The 23,178-nt window shown below is 64.2% G+C and carries 21 protein-coding genes; 4 read left to right on the forward strand and 17 right to left on the reverse strand.

Annotated elements, in window-relative coordinates; all coding sequences use genetic code 11:
• The first annotated feature begins 226 nt into the window (after nucleotides 1–226).
• On the forward strand, nucleotides 227–439 hold the full coding sequence (locus J3A66_RS18380) for a hypothetical protein (protein ID WP_245337149.1): 213 nt from the start codon (nucleotides 227–229) through the stop codon (nucleotides 437–439).
• Nucleotides 440–634: 195 nt separating this feature from the next.
• On the opposite strand, the gene J3A66_RS18385 is transcribed toward J3A66_RS18380, so the two are convergent.
• On the reverse strand, nucleotides 635–799 hold the full coding sequence (locus J3A66_RS18385; RefSeq protein WP_209570622.1) for a hypothetical protein: 165 nt from the start codon (nucleotides 797–799) through the stop codon (nucleotides 635–637).
• Nucleotides 800–1,346: 547 nt separating this feature from the next.
• Between J3A66_RS18385 and J3A66_RS18390 the strand changes: the two genes are divergently transcribed.
• Entirely contained in the window at nucleotides 1,347–1,727 is a 381-nt protein-coding gene (locus J3A66_RS18390) for a response regulator (protein WP_209570623.1), read from the forward strand.
• Nucleotides 1,728–1,848: 121 nt separating this feature from the next.
• Here J3A66_RS18390 and J3A66_RS18395 read toward each other — a convergent pair whose 3' ends face one another.
• On the reverse strand, nucleotides 1,849–2,259 hold the full coding sequence (locus tag J3A66_RS18395) for a single-stranded DNA-binding protein (protein ID WP_131534417.1): 411 nt from the start codon (nucleotides 2,257–2,259) through the stop codon (nucleotides 1,849–1,851).
• A 1,143-nt stretch (nucleotides 2,260–3,402) separates the two neighbouring features.
• The gene (locus tag J3A66_RS18400) at nucleotides 3,403–4,362 is read right to left on the reverse strand and encodes a DUF2493 domain-containing protein (RefSeq protein ID WP_209570624.1); all 960 of its coding nucleotides are present in this window, start codon (nucleotides 4,360–4,362) and stop codon (nucleotides 3,403–3,405) included.
• A gap of 248 nt (nucleotides 4,363–4,610) precedes the next feature.
• Between J3A66_RS18400 and J3A66_RS18405 the strand changes: the two genes are divergently transcribed.
• On the forward strand, nucleotides 4,611–5,039 hold the full coding sequence (locus J3A66_RS18405) for a hypothetical protein (protein WP_209570625.1): 429 nt from the start codon (nucleotides 4,611–4,613) through the stop codon (nucleotides 5,037–5,039).
• 298 nt (nucleotides 5,040–5,337) lie between these two features.
• Here J3A66_RS18405 and J3A66_RS18410 read toward each other — a convergent pair whose 3' ends face one another.
• The 14 genes from J3A66_RS18410 to J3A66_RS18475 form a co-directional block, all read right to left on the reverse strand.
• A complete protein-coding gene (locus J3A66_RS18410; RefSeq protein ID WP_245337150.1) occupies nucleotides 5,338–6,261 on the reverse strand; it encodes a hypothetical protein in 924 nt (307 codons plus the stop codon).
• A gap of 49 nt (nucleotides 6,262–6,310) precedes the next feature.
• The gene (locus J3A66_RS18415) at nucleotides 6,311–6,922 is read right to left on the reverse strand and encodes a hypothetical protein (RefSeq protein WP_209570627.1); all 612 of its coding nucleotides are present in this window, start codon (nucleotides 6,920–6,922) and stop codon (nucleotides 6,311–6,313) included.
• 24 nt (nucleotides 6,923–6,946) lie between these two features.
• Nucleotides 6,947–7,582, reverse strand: coding sequence for a hypothetical protein (locus J3A66_RS18420; protein WP_209570628.1), 636 nt, complete (start codon nucleotides 7,580–7,582; stop codon nucleotides 6,947–6,949).
• 277 nt (nucleotides 7,583–7,859) lie between these two features.
• A complete protein-coding gene (locus tag J3A66_RS18425; RefSeq protein ID WP_209570629.1) occupies nucleotides 7,860–8,831 on the reverse strand; it encodes a phosphoadenosine phosphosulfate reductase family protein in 972 nt (323 codons plus the stop codon).
• A complete protein-coding gene (locus J3A66_RS18430; RefSeq protein WP_209570630.1) occupies nucleotides 8,828–9,751 on the reverse strand; it encodes a zincin-like metallopeptidase domain-containing protein in 924 nt (307 codons plus the stop codon). Before J3A66_RS18430 ends, J3A66_RS18425 begins: the two co-directional genes overlap by 4 nt.
• Before the next feature lie 140 nt (nucleotides 9,752–9,891).
• Nucleotides 9,892–11,955: a ParB/RepB/Spo0J family partition protein gene (locus tag J3A66_RS18435; protein ID WP_209570631.1), complete on the reverse strand. Its 2,064-nt coding sequence runs from the start codon at nucleotides 11,953–11,955 to the stop codon at nucleotides 9,892–9,894.
• Between the two features lie 125 nt (nucleotides 11,956–12,080).
• On the reverse strand, nucleotides 12,081–16,301 hold the full coding sequence (locus J3A66_RS18440) for a strawberry notch-like NTP hydrolase domain-containing protein (RefSeq protein WP_209570632.1): 4,221 nt from the start codon (nucleotides 16,299–16,301) through the stop codon (nucleotides 12,081–12,083).
• A 177-nt stretch (nucleotides 16,302–16,478) separates the two neighbouring features.
• Nucleotides 16,479–17,381 carry a replication initiator protein A gene (locus tag J3A66_RS18445; RefSeq protein WP_133192380.1) on the reverse strand — a complete coding sequence of 301 codons (903 nt, stop codon included), beginning with the start codon at nucleotides 17,379–17,381 and terminating at the stop codon, nucleotides 16,479–16,481.
• Between the two features lie 264 nt (nucleotides 17,382–17,645).
• Nucleotides 17,646–18,980, reverse strand: a complete 1,335-nt coding sequence (gene repC, locus J3A66_RS18450) for a plasmid replication protein RepC (RefSeq protein ID WP_209570633.1) — start codon at nucleotides 18,978–18,980, stop codon at nucleotides 17,646–17,648.
• Nucleotides 18,981–19,659: 679 nt separating this feature from the next.
• Entirely contained in the window at nucleotides 19,660–20,130 is a 471-nt protein-coding gene (locus J3A66_RS18455) for a winged helix DNA-binding protein (protein WP_209570634.1), read from the reverse strand.
• Nucleotides 20,100–20,582, reverse strand: coding sequence for a hypothetical protein (locus J3A66_RS18460; protein ID WP_209570635.1), 483 nt, complete (start codon nucleotides 20,580–20,582; stop codon nucleotides 20,100–20,102). The genes J3A66_RS18455 and J3A66_RS18460 overlap by 31 nt, the downstream gene beginning before the upstream one ends.
• A 25-nt stretch (nucleotides 20,583–20,607) precedes the next feature.
• Complete coding sequence (locus J3A66_RS18465) at nucleotides 20,608–20,973, reverse strand: hypothetical protein (RefSeq protein WP_209570636.1); 366 nt, start codon at nucleotides 20,971–20,973, stop codon at nucleotides 20,608–20,610.
• 27 nt (nucleotides 20,974–21,000) lie between these two features.
• Nucleotides 21,001–21,492 (reverse strand): RNA polymerase subunit sigma-70, encoded by a 492-nt coding sequence (locus tag J3A66_RS18470; RefSeq protein WP_209570637.1) that lies wholly within the window; start codon nucleotides 21,490–21,492, stop codon nucleotides 21,001–21,003.
• 230 nt (nucleotides 21,493–21,722) lie between these two features.
• Entirely contained in the window at nucleotides 21,723–22,034 is a 312-nt protein-coding gene (locus J3A66_RS18475; protein WP_245337151.1) for a hypothetical protein, read from the reverse strand.
• 752 nt (nucleotides 22,035–22,786) lie between these two features.
• On the opposite strand from J3A66_RS18475, the gene J3A66_RS18480 reads away from it, so the two are divergent.
• Nucleotides 22,787–23,140 (forward strand): hypothetical protein, encoded by a 354-nt coding sequence (locus J3A66_RS18480; protein ID WP_245337152.1) that lies wholly within the window; start codon nucleotides 22,787–22,789, stop codon nucleotides 23,138–23,140.
• The last annotated feature ends 38 nt before the right edge of the window (nucleotides 23,141–23,178 follow it).

The following is a 23,178-nucleotide window of genomic DNA, read 5'->3' on the forward strand; positions in this document are numbered from 1 at the left end:
CCCCGGCCAGGACGTAGGAGCCCGAAATGCCGCGGGGATCGTCGACAGGGAAGAGACTTCAGGTCCAGGCTGATGCTGGACGACCACGAGGATCGGGGCGTATCGTTCGACCATGGAAACGGCTGCCAACATTGTTGCCCTGTGGCCCCGCTGGATGGACAGCGCCGGCGATATGCTCCGGATGAGGGCGTTAGTCCGGACCCGGTGCTGCAAATGCGGGACGCTGATGCGGGCCGAGCTGGAAGACATCGTGGCACGCCACGGCTCTGACTATTCGCTCGTCGACAAACTGGAGCGCTGCCGGATGGTCGAGTGCGAAGGGTCTACGTTCTATCTGGCGTCGCGAACCTATGGCCGGGAATGGGTGACACTCCTGCGCGACCCGCGGCTGATGAAGGTGTTCGAGGAACTGCCGCCTGTCCGGACGGCGTGGAGCTGATTGCCCGCGTCCGGAAGAGATACCGTCTGAATTTGAATTCCGCACCGAAGCGGGGGGGTAAAAGGGGGCAGAAGCCCTTCGTCCAGCAGCGCTGCCGTGCTTGCGCAGCGGGGCCGGGGCGGGCTCGATGCCCGCTCCGGCGCCTTCACCGTTGAAGAGCGGGGAGGGGAGGGGGGCCAAGGCCCCCCGGGAGGCTCAGGCGTAAGGGTCGTACTCGTTGACGATCGTGAGCGAGCTGTCGTGATCCTCGGCGGTGATGACGGCGTACCCCGTGCCGACGGCGATGACCATGGTTGCCACCATCAAGGTTCTTGCGAGGCCCATGGCGTTTCTGCGGGCGATCCAGATATCGTTGAACATGTCCGAGGCTCCTGTGAAGCCGGCGGGGTTCATCCCCGCTCGACAGGCGCCCGACAGGACGGGGAAGGGCCGCGATCACTTTTTTCGCTTGCGAAAAAAGCCGTAGCGAAGCGCCCGGACCCCTTGCGGGTTGATCGTACAAGGCCCTGAGCCGGCCCAAGGATTGCGCCTCAAGAGCGGGGTGAAGCCCGCCTGCTCGGAACGTCGTGCTCAGCGTTGGTTTGCCGGTAACGCGCCCCCTCGCAGGCGCGGTGGACACCTGCCCAGTCCGTGCCCCCTCTCCGCGCTCCAATGTCGACGGGCGCAGTGCGCTGCTCGGCGGTGCAGCCCCGGCCGGGCCAGGATGGAAGGAAGTTGCCGCTTTCCGGAAAGACGTTTCCGCGCTGCGCGTCCGTCAGTCGATCGTCACCCGAACGGGCCGAGACCGGCTACGGGCTCGGTGCAGCGAAGCGGAATAGAGCGACGGTCCCGGCTTCGCCGGGAGACGCCAACTCGTCCCGAGACACCGACACAGGCTACCCGGCTTCATGATAAGGCTTTAGATTGAATGGCGATCCCTACCGTCCCCTATGCATTGGTAGTCGACGACGATCCGCTCATTCTCAGGCATGCGTGCGACATTCCGGAAGAAGCAGGTTTTCGCTTCCACGAAGCGGGTACGGGCGAGGAGGCTAAGACCTTCCTGGGCGATCATGCCGACGATGTGACGCTCCTGTTCTCCGACGTGGCGATGCCCGGCGACACCGACGGGTTCGCCCTTTCCCATTACGTTGCCGAGCATCGGCCCTGGATCGAGATCGTGATCGCAAGCGGCAACGTGACGCCATGTCCGGGGGACATGCCCGGCAAAGCGACGTGCATCGGCAAGCCTTTCGACGATCGCATGCTCCAGCAACGTCTCACGGAGACGCTGCCGGACAACAAGTAACTCGAGCAGTTCAAGCACGCGGCTTAGCTGTGTCTTCGTGAACTTGTGACCTTGCGGTCCTGATTGCCGGTGAACGCGAGAAGAGGCCCGGAGCGCTAGCTCCGGGCCCGTACTGCCTCCCTCAGAAGGGTACGTCATCCGCCTCATCGTCCTGCGCGGCGCCTTGGCGTTCCTGGCGGTTCTTGCCGTAGGAGAGGAAGGTCACTTCGTCGGCGATGATCTCGACACCGTAGCGCTCGATGTTCTGATCGTCGGTCCAACGGGTGTAGTGGATGCGGCCCCGAACCATGACCTTCTGGCCCTTCTCGACATACTGCGCGACGGTCTTGCCGACGCCGTTGAAGCAGGTAATCCGGTGCCATTCGGTGTCCTCGACCCGGCGACCTTCGCCATCCTTCATGGTCTTGCCGTCCTGGTCGCGCTTGGGGCGCGAGGTGGCGAGGGAGAAGTTGGTGATCTTGGTGCCGCCCTGGGTGGTGCGGACTTCAGGCGTGGCGCCGACGTTGCCGGCGAGGATGACGAGGTTCTGCATTTCGAGGTTCCTTTTTTGCTCGCCGGGGGTCCGTCCCCTCGACTGAACACCAAAAAAGACGGCCAGGACGCCCTCTCCACCGAAAGCGCGCAGACGCGCAGGGGAACCCCGATCGAAGGGGTGGTGCGGGCAGCCGTGGCACACGGCAACTCGGCCCGAATGATCGCGGGTTGGAGTGGGTGGACAGCCGGATTAGGTGGTTCAGGAAAGAGAGGGGATGGACCGCCCGGCGGGCAGTGGACATGGAACCGTGAAGCAGGACGCCCTTGTCGCGTTGCTCGTCCGGCAGTGCCACTATGCCTTGATCCCGCTATCCGGGCGGACCTGACACCTTCCCTCGCTGGTGCTCGCGCCCTGCGCCGGTGTCTGTCGTGAAGGATGATGGTTGCGGCGTGGACCTTGGTGCCGTCTTTCGCCGTCACGGCGCGCGCGCGTCGTGCGTGTCGAGATGACGATGGGGGGTTCGTGCTGCGCAGCGCCCCGCCCGGACGGCAGAAACCGAGCGCGGATGTCGTGATTCCGGCAGTGCATCCCACCTGGCATAACGCGGCGAAGCCGGCGCAGAGACCAACGCGGTGAGGTGGCGTGCAGCCTGAACGAGAGGCACACGGTGCGGGGCAGACTCCGGCCTTGTCCCACGGAACCGCTCCGCGTCGGAATCGCGACTTGGGCGCGGCAAGCCCCGTCAGTCGATCGTCACCCGAACGGGCCAAGACCGGCTAAGGGGCTCGGTGAAGCGAAGCGGAATAGCGCGCTGGTCGCGACACTATTGGCCCCGAACCTTCGCGAGCTTGCCCTTAGGAACCAGTCATAACCGCTCGGCTGTTCGCCCTGGGAAGCCTGCACGACCGATCATGACCTCGACAGCGCGATCCGCGTCGTCGTCATGCAGGCGGGGGGCCGGAGCCGGCGGCGATGACGAAAAGCTTATTGCTGCCGCGCTAGGAGTGCTGAGGTTGTCCGTCACGACGACGAGGTAGGTGTCGCCGTCAGACGAAGCGCGAAGCGCCAGCAATGCGCAGCCGTCTGTAACGGGTTGGGCGAGGCATCGGTTTACTCCTCGAGGGGTGGGAGTGACTGGATTTCTGTGGGGAGACTTCAGAAGGGCGAGGCCGCTGGCTTTGCCAGCGGCGGAGCCGAAGCTCAGGCGACCTCTCGGTCGCGCTGAGCGTTTTGAGCTGCAGGCGGGGTCCCGAGCGGACCGCGACGATCGACCACGCGGATGCCGGCCTTCTTGGCGTCGATGACCAGACGCTCGGTCACACCATTGCCCTGGAAGGCGATGACGTAGCGGGGTTTAAGCGAGAGCATCTGCTCGTTGCGACGGAAGCCGGCACGATCACCCAGCTTGCGATCGAGACCGAAGCGGACTTGCTGGATGCCGTTTTGCTCGGCCCACGACGCCGCGATGCGCTCGATCCCCTTCATGTCGCCGCCATGGACGAGATACATGTCGCCGACACGCTCCCGAACCGCACCCAGGGTACGCAGCAGATTGTCGCCAAACGCCTTCATATCCTCATCGGTCCGGAAGGTCAGCCGTCCCCCGGCAAACACTACGGGCGTGCCCTGTGCAGTGTTGGCGTTGCGGACCCGCTCGCGGCGAGCCTGAAGGAAGGCGCGTCCGTCAACGATTGCCGACGTAACCCCGAGCGAAATGCGGTTGCCGGTCGACGGGATCCAGGAACGGCCGGTTTCGCGGATATAGTGTGCCGCTGCGGTGTCGCGCATGTGTTCGTAGCAGGTGGCGGCTTCCTCGATCTTCTTCGCAAGGTCGATCTTGTCCTCGAGGTTAGCGGTGTTGATCTCCGAACCGTCCTGCTCGGCCAGGAGGAACCTGATCTCGTCGGTGAGACGGTCGATCGTCGCGTGCTTCTTGGCCGCGGCCCGGTGGAAGAGGTTGACCAGGCCCCAGCCCATCTCCTCAATGTCGCGTTCGAGCGACGTATTCTGGAGGGTTGCGAACAGGTCGCTCCAGATGGCGGTGGTGGTCTGCTCCAGTGCTTCGGTCGAGGGCGGGCACATGCCCGAAACGTCTTCAGCTCGGGGTTCGAGGTGTCCAAGCTCCAGAGCGGAAAGTGCGGCAGCGAGGGAAGTGGTCATGGGGTCAAGCCCTTCATCTGATCAAGGCCGGCGGCCTATCCGCCGGATGCGCACCTCCTGGGCGGACGAATGAGAGGCGCCCGCACCGACGCGAAGCGGAGGGAAACCGAAAAAACCGGGGTGGTGCGGGCAGCCGCAAAGCGGCAACTCGGCCCGGATTTTTGCGGTTGCGGAGGTCTCGCGGCCGCCCATGTGCCGCATCTCTCTGGCGGAAGGCTACGGCAAGTCAGGTGGCGTCGGGCGCAGACGTGACCACGCTTGCTGCTACGGTTGACGTGGGGCTCAACCCGAACTTCGCAATGTCGTCGAGAAGTGCTTGCCCCGTTGCACACAAGCGGACCATCGCCGTTGGGGTGATCCGTGGGCGCTCCATCGGCGCCGATCGCATCGACCATGATGCGGATCTGGTCGACCAGATCCTCGCTCCGGGTCACGGCATAGCCCGCGCACGCCGCAGCTTGCGAGAACAGGTCCGGGACGGGCAGGGCGGAGGTCGCGCCGCCATCGAGGACAAGGCGAGAAGGATCGACGTCCGCACCTTCAGCGACAAGCGCGGACATACGTGGGATGCTCCGTATCGAGGCTCTTCCACCCGTCGGTCGTATGCGATGCATCGACAAGCGGAGCGGCAGGCGCTGACGACGTCTTCCGCCTCGACAGTGATTTCCGCACGGTAATGGGCAGAGTATTCGAAAGGGGTCGGTGAAGGTCTTCATGAGACCGGACTTCTGAAGGTTGGCAAAATTGGAGACCCAAGCGGTTCGGGTCATTCGTAGCGGGGACGCTCGGCCGGAAAGGCGAGAGGGGGCCAGCCTTTGTGGGCGTGAGCCCCGAAGCGACCAGCGGAGAGGACGCTGCTGATCTCGCGAGCGTGATCGCCGCCGTTCCAATCGCGATTGAGATGCGCCTGAAACTCCAGCGCCATCGTCCACCCGTGGTCCTTGTGACCCTGGGCAAAGGTGACGCCACAGGCAGTCAGTGCTGGTTCGGTGCAGAGTTCGCCGGAATCTCAGTACGATGGTGATGGTCTTTGGCCAGCGCGTCGGACGCGCGATGAAAGTCGTCGAGCCAGCGCCCCATCGGGACGCGTTGCTCAGGGAGAAGTGCGGCCTGCGCGGCCTGAAAATCGAGTAGCGCCAAGGGCGCCGTCTCGATGATGCGGTCGACTTCGGCCGATGATAGGAGGCCGCGTTCGCGGATGAACTCGGTGATGCTGCCGGGACGCGGCGTCGCACCGCGACGGCCAAGCACCGGCTTGCGCCACAGGCCCTCGACATTGCGAAGGCGAGGCTTGGCTCGCGCTTCCATCAACACAATGATGCGCAGCTCCTCGGTTGAAAGCTCCAGCACCTCGTCGGGCTTGATGCTGCCACAAAAATAGCAGCTTGATTTGGGCGGGACGGGGAGTCCGGCGCGCGCGATGCGCGCCTCGCAGTCGGCGCGCGACCATTCCCATTCCCGCAAGGGGTAGCGGTAGGCGTAGCGAGGATCCTCGCACCCGACCGCGTGATGGTAACGCTGCGTGTCGCGTTTCGAGGCGTCGTAGCCGATCAGCTTTACCACGCGCCCGCCTGCGTCCCAGCAGCGGCGCGCGGGTTCCCACTGGGCGGTCCAGGCATCCTGCGGGGCCGCCTTCCATTTCTGGCTGCACGACCCGCCACCAAATACCACAGAGGGCAGGGTGGCGTTGGTCAGCATGTTCTCGGCGATGCCCGCATAGGGCGGCCAGTGTTTGAAGTTGCGGGGCTGGTAGCGGACAATCTCGGACGCGATGCCGCGTTCCGACATCCAGGCCCGGAACACGGGGATGAACGCATAGGTCGCCGATTTTTCGGCGCCGGGATCGGCGAAGAGAACCATGTCGACGGGCTCGCCGCGTTCGGCGAGCTCGACGATCATGGCGGTGGAGTCGACGCCGGCCCCCCAGGCCGCGATGACGGGCGGGCGATCAACCGTTGGTCGTATCCCGGACGATGATCGCCGCATGAACGATGCGGTAGGCGCGCTTACGAAACGCCGGGATGCGGCAGATCGCGCGGCCTTCCGGGTCGCGGAACAGCGGCGTCTTGCCCTTGGGATTGGCGACCACCTCGAAGAGGGTGCGGTCGCTACCGTCGCTGAAACGCATGGGCTCATCGAAGATGATGATCTGCCCAGGCTTCGGGGTCGGCTTGGCCCGGTCGAGCTTCTTCGCGAGCAGGTTGGCGCGGCACCGCGCGCGCCAGGCCAAGGCATATTCGCTGTCCGTGGCGGTCAGCTCGTCGAGGATCGCGGCCGGACACTCGCTCTCGTTCGGCCCGACCGTTTCATCCATATCCTTGTACCCGAACGTGCAGCCGTCGCGCGCACCGGTGCTGGTCTTGGTGAGGCAAACGATGCCGAACACGATCCGTTCGGCATCGTCCGCGAGACGCTCGCAAGCGGCGTAATAGGTCGATCCGACCATGGAGGACGCCAGCACGGTCAGGCGATGCGTGTCGCGCTGGTAAGTGAACTGGTTGTCGAGATAGGAGCGCGGGGTGGCGTAGCCGCCCATATCGCGCATGAAGAGCCAGCCCATGATAAGTCTCCGATAACGTGAGGATCAGGCGGCAGCGGCGAGGCGCCGAGCGCCAGCGTCGCCAACCGTCGCGGTGAGCCGGCGCTGGAACGCCTTCGCGTCCAGCAACTCGGCGATTGGCGCGCGCTGAACGGGGCCGGCGTGTTCGCCGCCCCGGCAGCGGTTGAAGGTGATCTCGCTGTCGGGGAGGATGCTGTGCGGCCGCACCCGGATCGATAGATCTGCGTGGCGGAGCTCGGTCGTGCCATCGTCCGCGATCCCGCCCATGTCCGTGTCGATACGGAGGTCATGCGCCTCGAGGCCGATCGCCTCGGCAAGCGAAGCGAGCGCGAGGCGTGCCTGTCGATGGAAGGTCCGTTTCGCCGCGCCATCGCTGGCGACGGTGTTGCCGGCGATGGCGAGCAGCGCGGATCCGGCAATGACGGTGCCCCGATCTTCCGCACAGCGCAGACGCAGCTCGTTGGTGCTGGGCGCACTACGTTCGGCGACGGACGCCAGATTGCGGATCAGCAGCAGGATCGACGCATCGCGATCGATCAGCTTGCCGGCACGCCGGCAGTCGTCGACGCCCGCGTTCAGGGCATGAAGCGCTGCAGGCAGGGTGCCGAGAGCCTCGGGAGAAAGCGCCTCATTGTGGCGGTAGTGGGTGTCGTAGAGCATGACCGAATCTCCTGAGCGCACACGCGCGCTCAAAAGGCCGAAGGCTCCCTCTCCTCCGTGTGGGGCCTTGTCAGAGCATCCCGCCAACAGGATCGGCCGATCGTGAGGCCGCGTCATAGCGGGACTGCCAAGCCGTGCGGAGCTTGCTCCCTCGGCGGGTATTGGCACCGGTCGTTGCCCATGACGAAGCAGCGCCATCCCGATTTCTCGGCTTCCCACAGCGGGTCTTCCGGCGTGGGAGCGAGCAGGTCCATGAGACCGACGCGCGTGGCGGCGTTCATAGCGGGCCTGCATGGTCGCCGAATGCGCCGGCAGGGAGCGTCCAGCGATCCGCCAGGATCGAGAGACGCCAGACCGGATCATCGGCTTGCGCCAATTCGTCGGGATGGAGCGTCGCAGCCGGGAACGCCGTACCGCGGTCAGCGAGCTGCGTGACGGTGAGCGAGCGATGGATCGTCTTCCCGCTCGCCGCTTCGCGAGCCGCGACCCGTCGGAAGGCGGCAGGGAAGACGAGCCGGAGCGTCGCCCATTGGTCGGGCGAGCCGAAGATGCAGGCTCGGCAGGACAGGCGGCCCCAACCCAGGACGTAGGCCGGATGGGGACGGATCCGCGCTTGCGCGATCGCGTCCCAGATCAGGCGTTCGGTCCAGTCATGGACCGGGCGCCAATGATCGACCGCACGCGCGAGGGTCGATGTGCGATGCGGCTCGAGCGTCGCGTAGCGTGCACGCGAGGGACTTTCCTCGGCGCGTTCGCCGGTGATGACCAGCGTGGGGCCCTCGAGGAAGCGCGGTTGATTCCGGATAGCGGCCGCGAGGACGTCGATCTTTAGCGCGGGGCTGCACCAGCGCACCCGAAGGTCGGGAGACGTCTGGGGAAAGAGCCCGCGCGTGCCGGCAGGGCCGTTGCCTCCGGCGCGGCCGATGCCGGTCGGCGTTTCGTACAGGACGGGTGCGGTGGGCGCGTCGTCGCGCGCCAGCTCGCGGGCGAAGCCGCCCTCGCGCCACGAGACGTAGAGCGCGATGCCGAAATGGTCGGCGATCGCCCGCACGTATCCCGGCGTGCACGGCCAATCCATGAAGGTCGGGCCGTGGCCATCGACATCATGGTGATGCAGCTCGATCGCGTGTGCCGGCACGCCGAGGCTGAGGAGGTGGAGCAGGGCGGCAAGGCTGTCCTTGCCGCCACTGAATGCCACGACGAAGCGCCGGTAGGCGCCGAGGTCGGGGAGCGCGACCGGAGCGGTCATGCTGCTTCACGGATCTGTTCCTCAGGTTCGGCCGAGGCGTCGAGGCCGGTTGCGCGGAGCAGATACCCGGCTGCCGCTTCTGCCTTCGCCGCGGCGGTCATGATCGCGCGGCTGTCCCTGCGCAGCACCTTCAACCACGAGCCGATATAGGCAGCGTGGTCGTCCATATGCGACGTCGGCAGACCGAGATCGGCACCGAGCAGCGCTGAGGTCATCTCGGCGCAAAGCTCCTCGAACGCGTAGGCGTCGTCGCCGAAACGCTTGCCGAACGTGCGATCGAGCCGGTCGGGATGGCCGATCCAGTGGCCAGCCTCATGGGCGAGCGTGGCGGCGTGGTAGGCGCGGGTCGAGAATAGCTCGACGGGCGGCATGGTGATGGTGTCGGCGGTGCGGTCGTAGAACGCGCGATCGCCGCGCGTCTGGACCGTAGCCGGCAGCGCATCGAGGAAGCGCTGCGCGTGCTCGGGGAGCGCATCGGCCGGGGGCACGATGCTGACAGGGCTCGGGTAGAAGTCAGGAGACAGCCCATCGATCTGGTCGCAATTGAACACGGCGTAGGAGCGCAGCACGCGCCGCATCTCGTTGGTCGTGTCGCCGGTGACGACGGATTCGACGGTCTTGCTGTAGAATTTGTAGAAGATCGCGATCTGCGAGCGCTCGCCCTCGCGGACCTGGCCGCCAAGGGCCTGCGCCTGTTTGTACGTCATCCAGGTGCGCGAGTTGTAACCCGCGCCCTCGGCAGACAGCCACAACCAGAAGCAGTTGATGCCCTTGTAGGGGTCGCCGGTCGCGCGCAGCGGACGGCCGCCAAGGCCGGGGCGCCATGGCTTGACCCAGGGATGCACCCCGGATTCGAGCTTGTCGATGATCGTGTTGGTGATGATGTCGGCAGGCGAGGGCTTGTCGGTGGTTTGTGCCACGATCGGTCTCCTGATTGAGGTGAGGCAAACCCGCGTGAGCATCCTCCCCTCTGGAAGGGGACGGTGCCGGGTCACAAAAAGAGGGGCGACACTCCGCAAAGAGTGCCGCCCCCAGATGCCTTGAAATGTACAAGCCGGCGTCACGCCGCTTGATTGAAATTCTCCGCTTCCTTGTGATCGATCACTGCGTCGTCACCGGTGTTGAGGTCGGTATCCTCGTCCTCGTCCGGATCGGTGCCCGTCTCGTCAACGGCGAAGCTCGAGCGCAGCGGCGTGCGTGCCGCCTTCTCTTGTCCCTCGAAGCGCATGGCTTCCGGCAACCAGGCCGTCGCCTTCTCGCGGATCTCGGCTTCGACGATGCCCTGGCCGTTGCACAGCGAGGCACAGGTGCCGGCAAGGTCGCCCTTCTTGGCGTCCTTGTAGCGGCCGCGCAGGATCGGGCCTCCAATCTCCTCGAGCGCGTCGAGCATGACGGTCTTCTTGACCCGGCCGAAGAAGTTCTCGGCCGTCGGGCGCCACCAATTCTCGACCTGGATGTCGAGGAGGCGGCCGAGATGGTCGTGGAAGCCGTTGCTCCGATAGCCCTCGGCGACGTTGAGCGTCGGCTCGAGAGTTCGTGCTATCGAGTATGAAACCCATGCGCCCCGGGCCTCGTCATCGAGCGCCCGAAAGGCGTCGAAGCGCGCGGTCATGGTCGGCAGACCCGCCCAGCTCGTATCGAGCTTCTGGCGCTGGTCGTCGATCGTCTGCGACGCCAGCGATCCCTCGTCGCGGAAGGCGAAGATCGGGAAGCCCGCGGCGCTCGACTTCAGGGTCGAGTGGTTGGGGATGTGCGCCTGCTCGAAGACCACGTTCTGAGCCATCAGGAAGATGGTCAGGTCGAGTGCTAGTCCCGGATCGCTAGCGATATGGGCGACGAGGATCTGGCGGCGCTGCGTCGCCAGTTCGTCGATCAGCGTGGCGCTTAACTTCGCACCCTGCTCGCTGTCGCCGGCATCGCCTTCCCCGGCTGCGCCGTCCGACGCCTTGGGCGGGGCGTTTGGATCCACGACCGGCTTTTCGCTGAAGAGGCGGGTGTGGACGCGGGGTTCACCGTCGCCCCCGATATAGACGAACGTCCCGATCTGGCTTTTAAGCGCCGGATCGATCTCGTGACGGGCATCCTCGATTGTCTCCAGCTCGCGCTCTATCGCCTCGATCCGCGCGTTCGCCGCCTCGGCTTCGGCGCTGCCGTCGGGCAGTTCCTGCTCAAGCTGGTCGATAAGCGCGTCGTTTTCGGCCGACAGAACCTCGACACGCGCGGTCTCGTCCTCGGTGAGGGCGCGGGCGGGTGCGTGATACTCGTGAAGCTGGCGCTCGAGGTCGTAGGGGACGTGCGTCGCCGCGATCGGCGTGACGAACGCGAGGCCCTGGTCTCGCGCCAGTTCGGCCGCTGCGGTTTCCAGCTTCGAGGCGGCAAGCGTCTCGATCAGGTCGACGTCGATCCAGTTCTCGTCGCCCTCGGTCGCGAACAGGTCGCCTTCGATGCGACCGCCTGCTGCGATATAGGCGTCGCGACCAACGAAGCGCGCCTTGGCGTCGGTCGCCTTGACGGTGCCGTTGAGGATGGCGCGGCGGATATTGTCGGGGTTGTCGCCGTAGTATGAGGTTTTCATCTGGCCGAACACACGCGTCTGGCGGTCGACGTCGGTGGTGACGGCGTAAGCCTGCGCAACGCCGAGCGTGATCTCGCCGGCTGCGAGTGCCTCGAAGACGCACGGTGCCAGCTCGGCGAGGCGCACGCGCTGCTCGACGAAGCGGGTAGTGACGCCTTGGCGCTTGGCGACGTCCTCGGCGGTCATGCCCTTCTGGATGAGGAAGTTGAACGCGGTGCATTCGTCGGCCGGATTCATCGGCACGCGCTGGAAGTTCTCGGCGAGGCTTGCCTCGATCGCGTTGTCGTCGTCGCTCAGCACGAGGACGGGCACGGTGTGATCAGCGGGGAGGGTGCCCTGCTCGATCAGGAGCTGGAGCGCACGCAGGCGGCGACCGCCCGCCTTCACCGTGAACGTACCCGCCTTCTTGAGCGGGGTGACGATCAGGTTCTGCAACAGCCCCTGGGCAGCGATATTCGCGGCGAGGGTGTCGATCCGTACGTCACGGTTGGATTTGCGCACATTGTCCTTCGACAGCGTCAGGTTCTTGACCTTCACGGACTGGATCATCGGTCGTCTCCGTTTGGAAATGGCGCGCCGCGTCCCGCGGTCACGCGAGCTTGGTCCTCCAAGCCCAAAAAGCCGAAGGCTCCCTCCCCTCCCTTTGATGACCCGGGAAGAGAGCCTCGATCGTGTCAGGCGGTGATACGGTCGATCACGGTCGCGGCAGTCGCCACGGGCACGAACATCCGCGTCTTGTGCTGGATGATCTCGGTGAAACACCCGGCCGCCTTCAGCTCAGCCAAGCGCGTGTGCGGCCAGTCGAGCAATTCGAGGCGCTGCTGGCCTGCGACCAGGCTGCGCTTCAGCCTGTATGCGCCGAGCGCGGTGATCTCGGCAGTGCCCAGGACGTGCTTGGCGGTTTCGGCCCCCGACACCGTGATGGTCGCGGCGATGCCGAAGGCGTCCGCGAGCTTGGTGACGAGCGGGGCGGGGACGATGCGGCCGAGGAAGGACTGGCCGTCATCTGTGTTGAGACGCCAGACCTGGACGTGATCGTCGGGCAGGCGGTCCCAGACCGGCAGGAGCAGGCCGGTGACGAGGTAGAGCGTATTGGTGCGGGTCTTGCCCGACATCTCCTCGACCTCGGCCTGCCAGAGCGCGGAAAACTCCGCCTCGCTCGCATCTTCCCACATCGTCTCGACGAGAAGATCCTGCCGCATCCGTTCGGTGCGCGTCGGGCGGACCAGCTCGTAGCGGCGCACGATCTCGCCATCATCGTCGGTGAGCGAGTAGGTGCTGCACCGGATCGCGGCCTTGCCCGACTTGCGGTTGACGATCGGGCGGGCGTCGTCGCTTAAGGTTCGCAAAGCGCGATCCAGCGCGAGCGGCTTGTAGCGCTCCTCGGTCTCCAATCGTAGGACCTCGGTCTCGGCGCCGCTGGTCTGGTCGCGCCGAATGACGGTGCGATCGAGGATCGTGATGCGCTCGGCATTGATGCTCTCGACGCCAAGATCGAGCGTGCCCGCCTCCTTGGCCGCCTCGATCCGGGCCTCGATCAGCCCGAGATATTCGTCGAAGATCGCGTTCTGCATGGCGATGCGCAGCGCGAGGATGCGGTTCAGCCAGCGCTGGATCGGGGGCATCTCCTCCTTGAGCCCGCCACCTTCGCCCTCCAGCTCGAGGCCGGTGAGCTTCTGGAACTCGTCCAGTGTGGTGGAGCGCAGCTTGCCATTGGCGAGCAGGCGGAACCACTGTTCGAGCGACTCCTTTGCATAGTCGCTTTCGAGGTTGTCGCGCGGGTCGAACAGGCCCTGACCGCCAGTCTGTCGCTGGCCGCGGGTGAGCGCACCCAGGCTGTCGAGCCGGCGCGCGATCGTCGAGATGAAGCGACGTTCGCCCCGGCAGTCCGTCGACACCGGCCGGAACAGCGGTGCGGTCGCCTGATGCGTCCGGTGCGTGCGACCGAGGCCTTGGATGGCAGCGTCAGCACGCCAGCCCGGCTCGAGGAGGTAATGGTTGCGGCGCGACTGGTTTTCGCACGTCAGGCTCGCATGATAGCTGCGGCCGGTGCCGCCAGCGTCGGAGAAGATCAGGATCTTCTTCTGCCCCAGCATGAAAGCATCGGTCTCGGCGAGATTGGTGCGGGGCGAGCGGCTTTCGACGCGCTGGCGGCCGTGGGTGTCCATGATGACGCGCCGGCTGCGCCCCGTCACCTCGGCAACGGCGTCGGTGCCGAAATGGCCGATGATATGATCGAGCGCGGATCCGACGATGGGCAGCGCGCAGAGCTGCTCGAGTAGATTGTCGCGCATCTCCAGCGCCTCTCGGCTGAACACGGGGCGGCCGTCCTCGTCCGACATCGGTTCGGAGCGCGTCTTGCCGGTCTCGTCGACAAAGGTTTTCATCTGCCGGACCGGGAAGGCGGCCTTGAGGTACGACATGAGAAACTCCCTCGGCGACAACTCGATATCGAGGTTAGTCCGTTCTTCGACGGTGAGCGCGGCAAGTGCCCGGTTGAGCATGGCCTCGGACGTCGAGACGAGCTGGATCACAACGCTCTCGCCGCGGGCGAGATCGGCGCGGATCGCGGGTACGAGCGAGGGCAGCTTCATGCCGATCAGGAGTTGGCAGAAGAAGCGCTGTTTGGTGGACTCGAAGATCGACAACGCGGCGGCCTTGGCGCCGCTATTATAGGTGTCGTTCGAGAAGCTGTCCGTCACGCGGGTCGCGTCCAGCGCCGCGCGAAGGTTGCTGTGGATGATCGCCCAGGCATCGGCATAGGCGTCATAAACCTCGATCTGGTCGACGGTGAGCTTGTGTTCGAGGATGTCATACTCGACACCGGCGAAGCTCAACGCACGCGAGACGTAAAGGCCCTGCATTTTCAGGTCGCGCGCGATCAGCTCCAGCGCGGCGATCCCGCCTCGGCGCAGGGAGTCGACGAAGGTCCGGCGATCGGCGAACGCCGTGCCCGGACCCCATAGGCCAAGCCGCGTTACATAGGCCAGATTGTTGACGTCGGATGCGCCGGTCGCGGACACGTAGAGGACTCGGGCGCGCGGCAGGAGGTTCTGGAGACGGACGCCGGCGATGCCCTGGTCGGAGCCTTGTTTCGTGCCGAAACTACCTTCGCCTCCTGCGACACCGGCCATCTCGTGCGCCTCGTCGAACACGATCATGCCGTCATAGTCGTCACCGACCCATTCGAGGATCTGCTGGAGCCGCGTGCCCTTGTCACCGCGATTGGAGCGCAGCGTCGCATAGGTAAGGAACAGCACGGCTTCGGCTGCGCCGATTTGGGTGCCCAGCTTCCACTGGTTGAGATGTTGGACGTCGAGCGCGAGACCGCCAACAGCGGTCCAGTCGCGACGCGCATCTTCGAGCAGGGTTTCGGTCTTCGATATCCAGATGTGCTTGTGGCAACCGCGAAGCCACTGGTCGAGGATGATCGCGGCGACTTGGCGGCCCTTGCCGGCGCCGGTGCCGTCACCGAGGAAGAAGCCGGTCCGGTACGGACGGCCATCCTCGGACGGTGCGATCGACAGCCCCTCCTCGACGGGTTTGAACAGTCCGGGGATGTCGCGTTCGAAGGCGTCGCAGGCGTAGATCAGCGTCTCGAGCTGGGCGTCGGAGAGCGTCTTCGCATCGACGACGGCGTGCGGGAGCGTGGGGATGTAGGTCGGCCGTGGCGCTGTGATCGAGCCCATGGCGATCGATTCCACCAGAGCGGTTGGATGCGCCGATGCGCAGCCGATCGCGATGCGGCTAGGCCGATAGGGCAGGTACACACCGACAGACTCGCCGGTCGGAAGTGGCTCGGCGAACACGGTATAGTCGATCGGGGTCGCGGTCTGAGACCGCGCGGCTTTTGCGGGGGGTGCGCTCAGCCGCGGTTTGCTCGCCAAGCCGCCAAGAAGCAAGCTGCGCCCGCTGGGGCGGATGATCAGCGAGGCCGTGCGCAGGCCAGGCTCGGACACAGGCGGAGCGGCCTTGGCGGTGATCGCCGCGAGCGCATCGGCGAGCGTCGCGCAGCGGATCAGCTCGGCAGGCGTGCCGGTCCCCTTTTCCAGCACGATGATCTTCACCGGTTGGCTGGTGCCATGCTTCGCATAGGCATTCGCCGGCAATTCAAGGTGCAGCGTCAGCGTACAGCCCTCGGTCGCCTTGGCCCAGGCGCGGCTCGACGGGTCGACGCGGTCGGGCAGGATGGCGGCGCAGCGGCCTCCCGTGCCGAGACGCCTCAAGGCGGCGCGAAGATGCCGGAACGCTGCTTGGCGGTCGGCGTGGCGACCGATGCTGCGCGAGAAGGGCGGATTGATGAGGACGGCCGTTGGCCGGATCGTTGGTTCGAGTAGATCGTCGATCAGCTCGGCGTCGTGGCGGGTGACAGCGACGCCGGGGAAGGCGGCGCCAAGCATCTCGGCGCGGGCCGGATCGATCTCATTAAGAACCAGGCGGGCACCGGCGCGGTGCGCGAAGGCAGCAAGCAGGCCGGTGCCTGCAGAGGGCTCGAGGACCAGATCCGTAGCCGCAATCCTGCCAGCGAGCGCAGCGAGGTAGGCGATCGGGGCTGGGGTCGAGAATTGCTGGAGCTCGATTTGCTCCTCGCTGCGAACAGTGTGGGTCGGCAGATTGGCGACCAGTTCGGTAAGCGCCGCGACACAAGCGCCGGGATCGGGGGGAAGGTCTGCTTTTGCGAGGTACATAACCTCGCCGAGTTCGAGCATGTCGTAGGCGTCGCGGAGCGACCAGCGACCATCTGCAGACGAATTGCCATAGGCTTGCTCCATGACCCACAGCAGCGTGTCGCGCTGGAGCGATCCATTCCGGGCAATGGCGTCGGCGACGGCCTTGGCGGCGGTGATTGACGGTTCGGTGAAATCGAGTTCGAGAGCTGCGGCTGAGGTGCGCATCGAGGGCTTCCTTCTTGTCGCCCGGTGCTCATCACCGGATCAACAAGCCGAAGGCTCCCTCTCCTCTGAACGCGTTGTGCCCGACGAAGCATCGCTACCGCGAAGCCATCTTCCAAAGCCGGTCGGGACACGTCTGCCGCAGATAGTCGCGCAGGACGTCAGGCATATGGATCGATATCAGGCGGCCAACGCGGCTCGACTTCCTGTCAAACGATCCTTGGGCTTCATCACGACGACCGTCTCGGGCTTCCCGACCCGTCGGCCTAGTTTATCCCGCGCAGGGACCTCCGGAACAACTTCCCGCACTTCGATGGAGTAGCTGGGCATTTTATTCTCGGCTGCGATTTTTTTTAGCTGACTTTTCAACGTGCGGAGCGGCGACGTGGAGCCGATCTTCGCACCCAGCATTTCCAGAGGCATTTCATATTCTTCATCACGACAGTAGCAGTGCGCCAATTCATAAAGGCGTCGTTCAATCGAGCCGAGACGGAAATAGTCGTTGTGGTAGTCATAGATACGACTGTCACGCGAGACCGCGCGGACAAGCCAGTCACAGAGCTGGACGCGGACCGGCATGAGTTGATCGACGCCGCTCGCCGTTTCGCGAGTGGTGGCCTGCGCTTCCGCGAACCAGGAGAAGAAGCCCTTCGTCCCCACGGTGCCAGTTTTGATGTTCGTCCGGATCTGCGTGCCCTGCAGACGACCGAGCGCTTCGATGAAGCGATCGTAATCACGCTTCGATGGGCGTCCGACGCCTGTCGCCCGGAAGAAGTCATGTGCATTGAAGGTGAAAACATTCTGTACTTCACCTCCGGTCCGACCAATATGCTGCACCATCAACGACAAGACGTAGATCAGAACTTCTTTATCCCACATCGTCGCGATACCGCTCGAACTGGGCTTGATCTCAATTTTGACGCCGTCCATCTCATAGGTCATGGCCTCCATCTGAGGCCGCTTCGCTAACGAGAAGAGTGGAAAGTCCATGATGCTCTGCTCGCCACGGACTTTGCCGTGCAGCGGGCTGTCGAGATAGTCGAACAGCTTACCCTGGGTGAGAGCGACTTCTCGCGAATCCATCGTCGGGGCTCCCACCAGCTTCACGTAGCAAGGCCGCTTATAGCGGATCGGCCGCAAACCTGCAGTCGGATAAGCGACCGCGTTATCGATAGCACGAGGATTTGGAGCGATTTAGCCGGTAATCGGGGTGTGTTTTACATTTCGGTAGGTGCGGGCCACCGCAAACTCGGTCGGGACTCGTGCTATCGGTAACGCCGTGAAAGCCGTTCAAAGACCAGGTGTGCAGTACGAGGTCCAGGCCTTTGAAAGGATGACGAGACCCCGTCATCGTAGTCCGGCTCCCCGGGAAACCAGCCGCGACATCAGGCTCCCGATCGGCGTCGCATCGGTCCCATCGGACATCCCCCGCATGGCGACCGCGCGGCTCGTGTCCTTGAGGCCGTGGAGCGTCCGCCCAAGGTTCAATTCGCCCTTGTCAGCTTTGCTGCTCATTCCGCGAAGATATGCGCCGGGCCGCTGAACCTCGCCGCGCCGGTATTTCTGGATGGTGGCGATGACGGAGGCAGCAGCACCGCGCTGGCCCATGATGCGACAGGCTTCCTTGAACGCGTGATTGCTGATCCCCGACTGACCCGCAAGCCGCTCCGCGGTGGCGACCACCTGACCCCACGATCCGTCGCGGTGGAGCAGACCGGAACAGAGCTCCGGCGCGATCGACATCATGAATTCCGGATCGACACCGTGTTTCTCGAGATCGTCGTCGACGGCAGTTTGAGGTTGAGAGGGGAGGGCGTCCCCATTTTCACTACTCTTTTTCGCCAAGCCACTACCGGTATCTGCTTTAGCAGATTGCAGTTGGGTTGTAGTTGTAGAGTGGATGTCCTCAGGTCCATCCCAGCATGAACTATCATTCTGATCGTTACCCGCGTTGAGGACGGCAATCTTGGACGAAACAGCCCCGGCAAGACGACGCGCACGCTCTTCGATCTGCTCCACACAGGCCGTCAGAAGGCCGGCGTCGCGGACGCACCGCATCTGGTCGGTGGCCATCAACGCCAAAGCAAGATCGTCACCCGCCTTCAATTCGTGAAGATCGGCATCGAATGCCGTTTGGGCCAGAGCCCTGATATTCCTGCGGGCAGCGGCAAGGCGTTTGCGGAGCACTGTCAGTGCCGCGTCCTCTGCGGCTCCCTTGGCCGCGCGGGCAGCAAATTCTTGAAGCCTGGTCCCGATCGGAGCGAGCACGATGCCGTAGCCCCACGTGATGAAGCCGTCGGCCCCGCGGCGTCCACCACGATGACCGTTAGGACTATCCCGAAAGCTGATCAGACCGAAGGCCTGTGCCTGATTCAAGAGCTTTTGAACCTGTCGGACGGTTACGCCCAGCTTTTGCGCGAGCAGGTCGTTCGACGGCCAAACGACAGGGATTTGTCCACCCTGCCAGTCCTGCGGCTTCGTCCAGGCAAACAGAAGATCGATGACGGAGACCACGCGCAGGGGCACGCCCATGTAAGGAGCCGCCCTTTTGAGCGCCGCAAGCGCGTTGGAAGGTGCCATTCCGGTCTCGAGCCCGCAAAATTCATCGACAAGCTTCGTCGCCTTGGCGGCATGCTCGTCAAACCGGCGTAGTCCCCGGCCGGGGCTTTGGGCAGCAGCCATCGTTCGTTCTCCCTGGGAGGGGAGCCCGTGCAGACAAAGCGACTCCGTGGCGCCACGGTCGGCGCTTTGGGGTAGCAATATGAAGGGGAGCCAGCTAAGTGAGGGTTCTCACATCCGCCCTAGCAGGCGTCCCGAAAAGCCCGGCCTCGTGCCGGGTTTTTCATGTCCGCACAGCGTCCCCCTTGATCGTTGTGGCGCCCGCCCGGGTGGACGGCGGCGGTCAGCGTTGAGCCGATCCACAACGTCGATTGTTAAGCATCGCTGGCGGCTCGGTCGTGCGCGATGAATCGTGCTATCGGTAACGGGATGGGCAATAATCACGTGCTATCGGTAACGAAGCGTCGATCTCCGCTCGTGCTATCGATAACGCCGTGCTGCCAAGGCACGTGCTATCGGTAACGCTGTCGCGCTCTCGCTCGTGCTTTCGGTAACGGCGTGAGAATCGTGCGATTCGGCTGTCTTACGTGACATGTAGCGCAGAAGGAGAGCATCCTCCTCCGCGAAGCGCCGGATAGGCGTGGCGGGGAAATGGCAGTTGAGCCAGCGAGGAATTGCAAATTTAGGCTCGAAATTGGCTGCTGCCGTCTGTCCTAGCGGTAGATCGGATGGGACTTTTTCGATCGTTCGATATGTCACTGGCGACCGAAAGAACGGAGTCGAGCGTGACCCGTAGAAGTCGTCAGCCCGATCTCCGATCCTGTATTCGGGACTCGGCGATCTGAAGATCGAGCCACTGCTCCGAAGCAGCAAGAAGGGGAGTGAGCGTGCCGACGATCAGCCGGCGTCCGTCGTCGGGATCCGTTTGTCTGACTATGTATCCAAGCGCTTCGAGATGCTCGATGTGGCGTAAAGCGGTGGTCGTCGAGCCTCCGCTCAGCTTACAAAGCTGGGACACAGCGATGCGGCGCCGCTCGCACGTGGCCACGTAAAGCTCCAGGATCATGTCCCAGCTCGGATCATAGAAGCGGACCCCGTTGAAGTGGGTCGCCCGCCGACGCCGGCCGACCAACACCGCCCTGGCCTCGGCAAGCCTGCGCTCGGACAGGTCTCTTGCATCTGGCGGCATAAACAGCAAAGTGTCCTCGATCGCCTTGCGCGGCAGCCGCACCACGACGTCGATCAGGTCGTCTCCTTCAGATGCTGCACCCATAATCGTCTTGATCCGTTTCGGATGTAGGGCTCGGCGTTCGCCGGCAAGCGGAACGTGCCAAGCGCAAGCGCGCCAAGCGCGAGGTAGGCGTAAATCCCGAGCCCGGTGTGGTAGGCAAAGAGCGGCACGCGCGGCAGCAGGGCGCCGAAGATGCTCATGAAGAGATCGGCTACAGCAAAGCCTGCTGCCCAGATCGGCCAGAAGCGGATTGTCGATATGCCCAGCCAGAAGAATCCGGCGGCGACGCCCGCATCAATCACCAGGATCGATACCTCACCTGGAGCCCAGCCTTCGCTCGCCGCGATCAATCGAATAGCAGTTGTCGTGGCGAACCCCGCCATGTTGATGAAAGCGCCCAATCGCTCGGGCCTGCCTCCTCGGAGTGCTGCGAAAAGCAGCACGCCGACCATGACGACGTTGAAGATGACCGCGAGGATTATCTGGGCGCTCATAGGATTTCTCCCGGCCCGCCGGCCGCTACCCCTGCGGTGACGTAACCTCGACAATCGGCGGAAAGTCGATCTCCTCGAGCGAAGCAGATGAAGGCTTCGGCAAATTCTCGCCCCAGCTTGTCTCGGTCAGACCCAGTTGGCGACCGACCTTCTCGACAAAAAGATGCGCTCGCATTGCCATCTGATCCTGGCCCTCGACGAGGGCCGCCAGCGCCGCGACCGTCGCCTTCACCGTGCGCTGCGTCATCGCGGCGGATAGGCTGTGCGCCTCCGTCGCCTCGAGCGTGGTGAGCAAAAATTGCGCCGTATCGCGTGCGGCTAGATTGATCGATCGCTCCGCTCTGCGCAGCTCGTCCGCGACGATCCGGCTTGTGTTCGAAAGGGATTGCATAAGGGCTCCTTGGGCACCGCGCGCCCATCACAGTGGTTTCAGCCCGAGCAGGAGAAGCAGCGTTACAATCGCCATGCCGGCCGCAGTTAGGCCCAAGGGGGTCGCGATCGAGATGATCGCGGTCCAGAAGGCAACCTGCTTCCAGGTGAGCATATTCGCTGCCGCCCCAGCGGTCGGCAATGGGAGGGGAAGCGGGAAAGTTGGTGGCGCGGAAGGTAGGTCGTTTGCAGGGGGTAAGGCCTCTACCCCTCCGTCGTGCTCCCCCAGGAGCCGCGCGGCATCAAAACGGGTCGGCACACCGAGGATATTATTGGCCTTTAACAGCTGCTTATCGACCGCCCGGTGGCTGCTACCCGTGGCCGCCGCGATCTCCTTCGAGTTGCGGTTCTGAAGCACAAGGCGGAGATAAGACCGTTGTCGATCGGTCAGGCGGGCAATGCGATCCGGTGCGCTTACATCGGGCGTCGGGGGTGGGGGCGTCTGTTCGGCAGGACGTCTGCCCGGTTCGTTGGTCAGCATGCTCTGGAGAAACCTCGGAATGCGAAATGATTCGGCTCCATATCGGGGGTAACTCCTGACGGGCTCCGTTTATCAAATCCACTTCACAGGGTTCAGGCGTCGCGCGAACGCGACGAAGAGGTGACGTTCCAGCGCCCACAACGCTTCGCCGATCACTCACTTCCGAAAAAGGCCGAAGTCAGAAACACTCAGCGATCAGCTTCGACCGCAACCCGGCATGAGCGATGGCCCTAGTGGACGGACGGGAATTTGCCGACGGTTGCGGCGGTGTCGTTCAAGCGAGATGCCCAAAAGGAAAGGATCTGTCCCTCGGCAGGGCGATCTTCGGCTGTATGCGCGGCAAATTCGGACAGGGTGCGGGCGAGTTCGGCGCCTGAAATCACGCGTTCGCGTTCCAGTATCGTGGCCAGAAGTGCCAGCCAGTCGCCATGTGCCTGCACCAGCGCTTCGATCTGAAGCATTCCCGAACCGCTGCCGGAGAAAGCCTTTGCTGGGCTTTGAAGCCGGCGGAACCTCGTAAGCAAATTTTTGATCAAGGACATGGAGCACGTTCCATCAACCACCCGTAGCCGGGACGGTTGAACACGCGGGAACACTGGTAACCACGCCCCACGTATTCCCCGCACCGACAAGCGGTAGCAAGGTCTTGTATTTCGCGGGCCGCCCGACGAAAATCGGGGACCCAGCATTCGACCGCACATGCGGGCCAAGGATGGTGTTCAAGCCATGCCCAAGCCAGACCGCTATGGCACAAGGCGCAGGCGAAAACACGCTGTCATTGCAAATCTAAGCAGACCCCGGCAATCTGGAAGCAGGCGTCGCGCTCGTTGCCGGACTGCTATGCCGCATGGGGAACAGAACCGCACGCCGCGCCCTTTGCGAAGTGATTTGGCGCACGTCCCGCAAGAGCCGACCGCCCGCGGCACGGACGGCCCTTAATCCTGGCGATAGGTCATGCCAGGTCTGGTGCCCAAGCGTTAACCGGGACGGGACCCAACGATGCAGATCCGGCGTCGGGCTCGAGAACGTTGCGCGGCGGCTCGGCAACTCGTTGGGTTACCGCGATCATGGGAAGGAAAAGCGGTCCGTCAGCTGTTGTTAAAGCAGGTGGCGTTGGTCGACGCCGCCTGGAGGCTATGGCCTTTTCGAAGGAGACGGTGTTTTAGGCTGGCCTATGCGGGCGGAATGTCCAAGTGACACTGCCTAACAGTCCGCGTAGTGCGGGGATGTGCAAGTCCTCCGGCGTCTCATTCTGGCCCATAGCCAAATCGCTGCGCTAATTTGCGTCGCGGCTATGGCGCTGCGCCTTGTGATTCCGACTGGCTACATGGTCTCCAACGATCATGGCCGGGTCGCCATCACACTGTGCTCGGGTGTTGTCGCGCAACAGCCGTCCATGACGATGGACATGCCCGGCATGGATCATGCGATGCCCGAACACGGGAGGTCGAAGGAACATGGCAAGACGGAGATGCCGTGCGCCTTCTCCAGCTTGTCGGCCCAAGTCCTCGGCGGTGCCGATCCCATCCTACTGATTGCGGCACTTGCGCTCGTCGCGGCTATGGCGCTTCACGCCGTGCCGCGGCCCCGTATTCCTGCAACGCCTTACCTGCGCCCGCCTTTGCGCGGTCCACCGCTGTTCCATTGATCTGAGTACGCCGACTTTCCGGTTCGACCGGAAAGGGT

Origin of the sequence: Sphingomonas sp. PvP018 (assembly GCF_017876865.1) — a bacterium.
Classification (GTDB): Bacteria; Pseudomonadota; Alphaproteobacteria; order Sphingomonadales; family Sphingomonadaceae; genus Sphingomonas; species Sphingomonas aerolata.

What these genes read in the sequence shown, in the direction of transcription:
- J3A66_RS18380 (WP_245337149.1), top strand. Translation starts at nt 227, where the DNA reads ATGCGGGCCGAGCTGGAAGACATCGTGGCACGCCACGGCTCTGACTAT.
- J3A66_RS18385 (WP_209570622.1), bottom strand. Translation starts at nt 799, where the DNA reads ATGTTCAACGATATCTGGATCGCCCGCAGAAACGCCATGGGCCTCGCA.
- J3A66_RS18390 (WP_209570623.1), top strand. Translation starts at nt 1,347, where the DNA reads ATGGCGATCCCTACCGTCCCCTATGCATTGGTAGTCGACGACGATCCG.
- J3A66_RS18395 (WP_131534417.1), bottom strand. Translation starts at nt 2,259, where the DNA reads ATGCAGAACCTCGTCATCCTCGCCGGCAACGTCGGCGCCACGCCTGAA.
- J3A66_RS18400 (WP_209570624.1), bottom strand. Translation starts at nt 4,362, where the DNA reads ATGACCACTTCCCTCGCTGCCGCACTTTCCGCTCTGGAGCTTGGACAC.
- J3A66_RS18410 (WP_245337150.1), bottom strand. Translation starts at nt 6,261, where the DNA reads ATGATCGTCGAGCTCGCCGAACGCGGCGAGCCCGTCGACATGGTTCTC.
- J3A66_RS18415 (WP_209570627.1), bottom strand. Translation starts at nt 6,922, where the DNA reads ATGGGCTGGCTCTTCATGCGCGATATGGGCGGCTACGCCACCCCGCGC.
- J3A66_RS18420 (WP_209570628.1), bottom strand. Translation starts at nt 7,582, where the DNA reads ATGCTCTACGACACCCACTACCGCCACAATGAGGCGCTTTCTCCCGAG.
- J3A66_RS18425 (WP_209570629.1), bottom strand. Translation starts at nt 8,831, where the DNA reads ATGACCGCTCCGGTCGCGCTCCCCGACCTCGGCGCCTACCGGCGCTTC.
- J3A66_RS18435 (WP_209570631.1), bottom strand. Translation starts at nt 11,955, where the DNA reads ATGATCCAGTCCGTGAAGGTCAAGAACCTGACGCTGTCGAAGGACAAT.
- J3A66_RS18440 (WP_209570632.1), bottom strand. Translation starts at nt 16,301, where the DNA reads ATGCGCACCTCAGCCGCAGCTCTCGAACTCGATTTCACCGAACCGTCA.
- J3A66_RS18445 (WP_133192380.1), bottom strand. Translation starts at nt 17,381, where the DNA reads ATGGATTCGCGAGAAGTCGCTCTCACCCAGGGTAAGCTGTTCGACTAT.
- repC (WP_209570633.1), bottom strand. Translation starts at nt 18,980, where the DNA reads ATGGCTGCTGCCCAAAGCCCCGGCCGGGGACTACGCCGGTTTGACGAG.
- J3A66_RS18455 (WP_209570634.1), bottom strand. Translation starts at nt 20,130, where the DNA reads ATGGGTGCAGCATCTGAAGGAGACGACCTGATCGACGTCGTGGTGCGG.
- J3A66_RS18460 (WP_209570635.1), bottom strand. Translation starts at nt 20,582, where the DNA reads ATGAGCGCCCAGATAATCCTCGCGGTCATCTTCAACGTCGTCATGGTC.
- J3A66_RS18465 (WP_209570636.1), bottom strand. Translation starts at nt 20,973, where the DNA reads ATGCAATCCCTTTCGAACACAAGCCGGATCGTCGCGGACGAGCTGCGC.
- J3A66_RS18470 (WP_209570637.1), bottom strand. Translation starts at nt 21,492, where the DNA reads ATGCTGACCAACGAACCGGGCAGACGTCCTGCCGAACAGACGCCCCCA.
- J3A66_RS18475 (WP_245337151.1), bottom strand. Translation starts at nt 22,034, where the DNA reads ATGTCCTTGATCAAAAATTTGCTTACGAGGTTCCGCCGGCTTCAAAGC.
- J3A66_RS18480 (WP_245337152.1), top strand. Translation starts at nt 22,787, where the DNA reads ATGGCGCTGCGCCTTGTGATTCCGACTGGCTACATGGTCTCCAACGAT.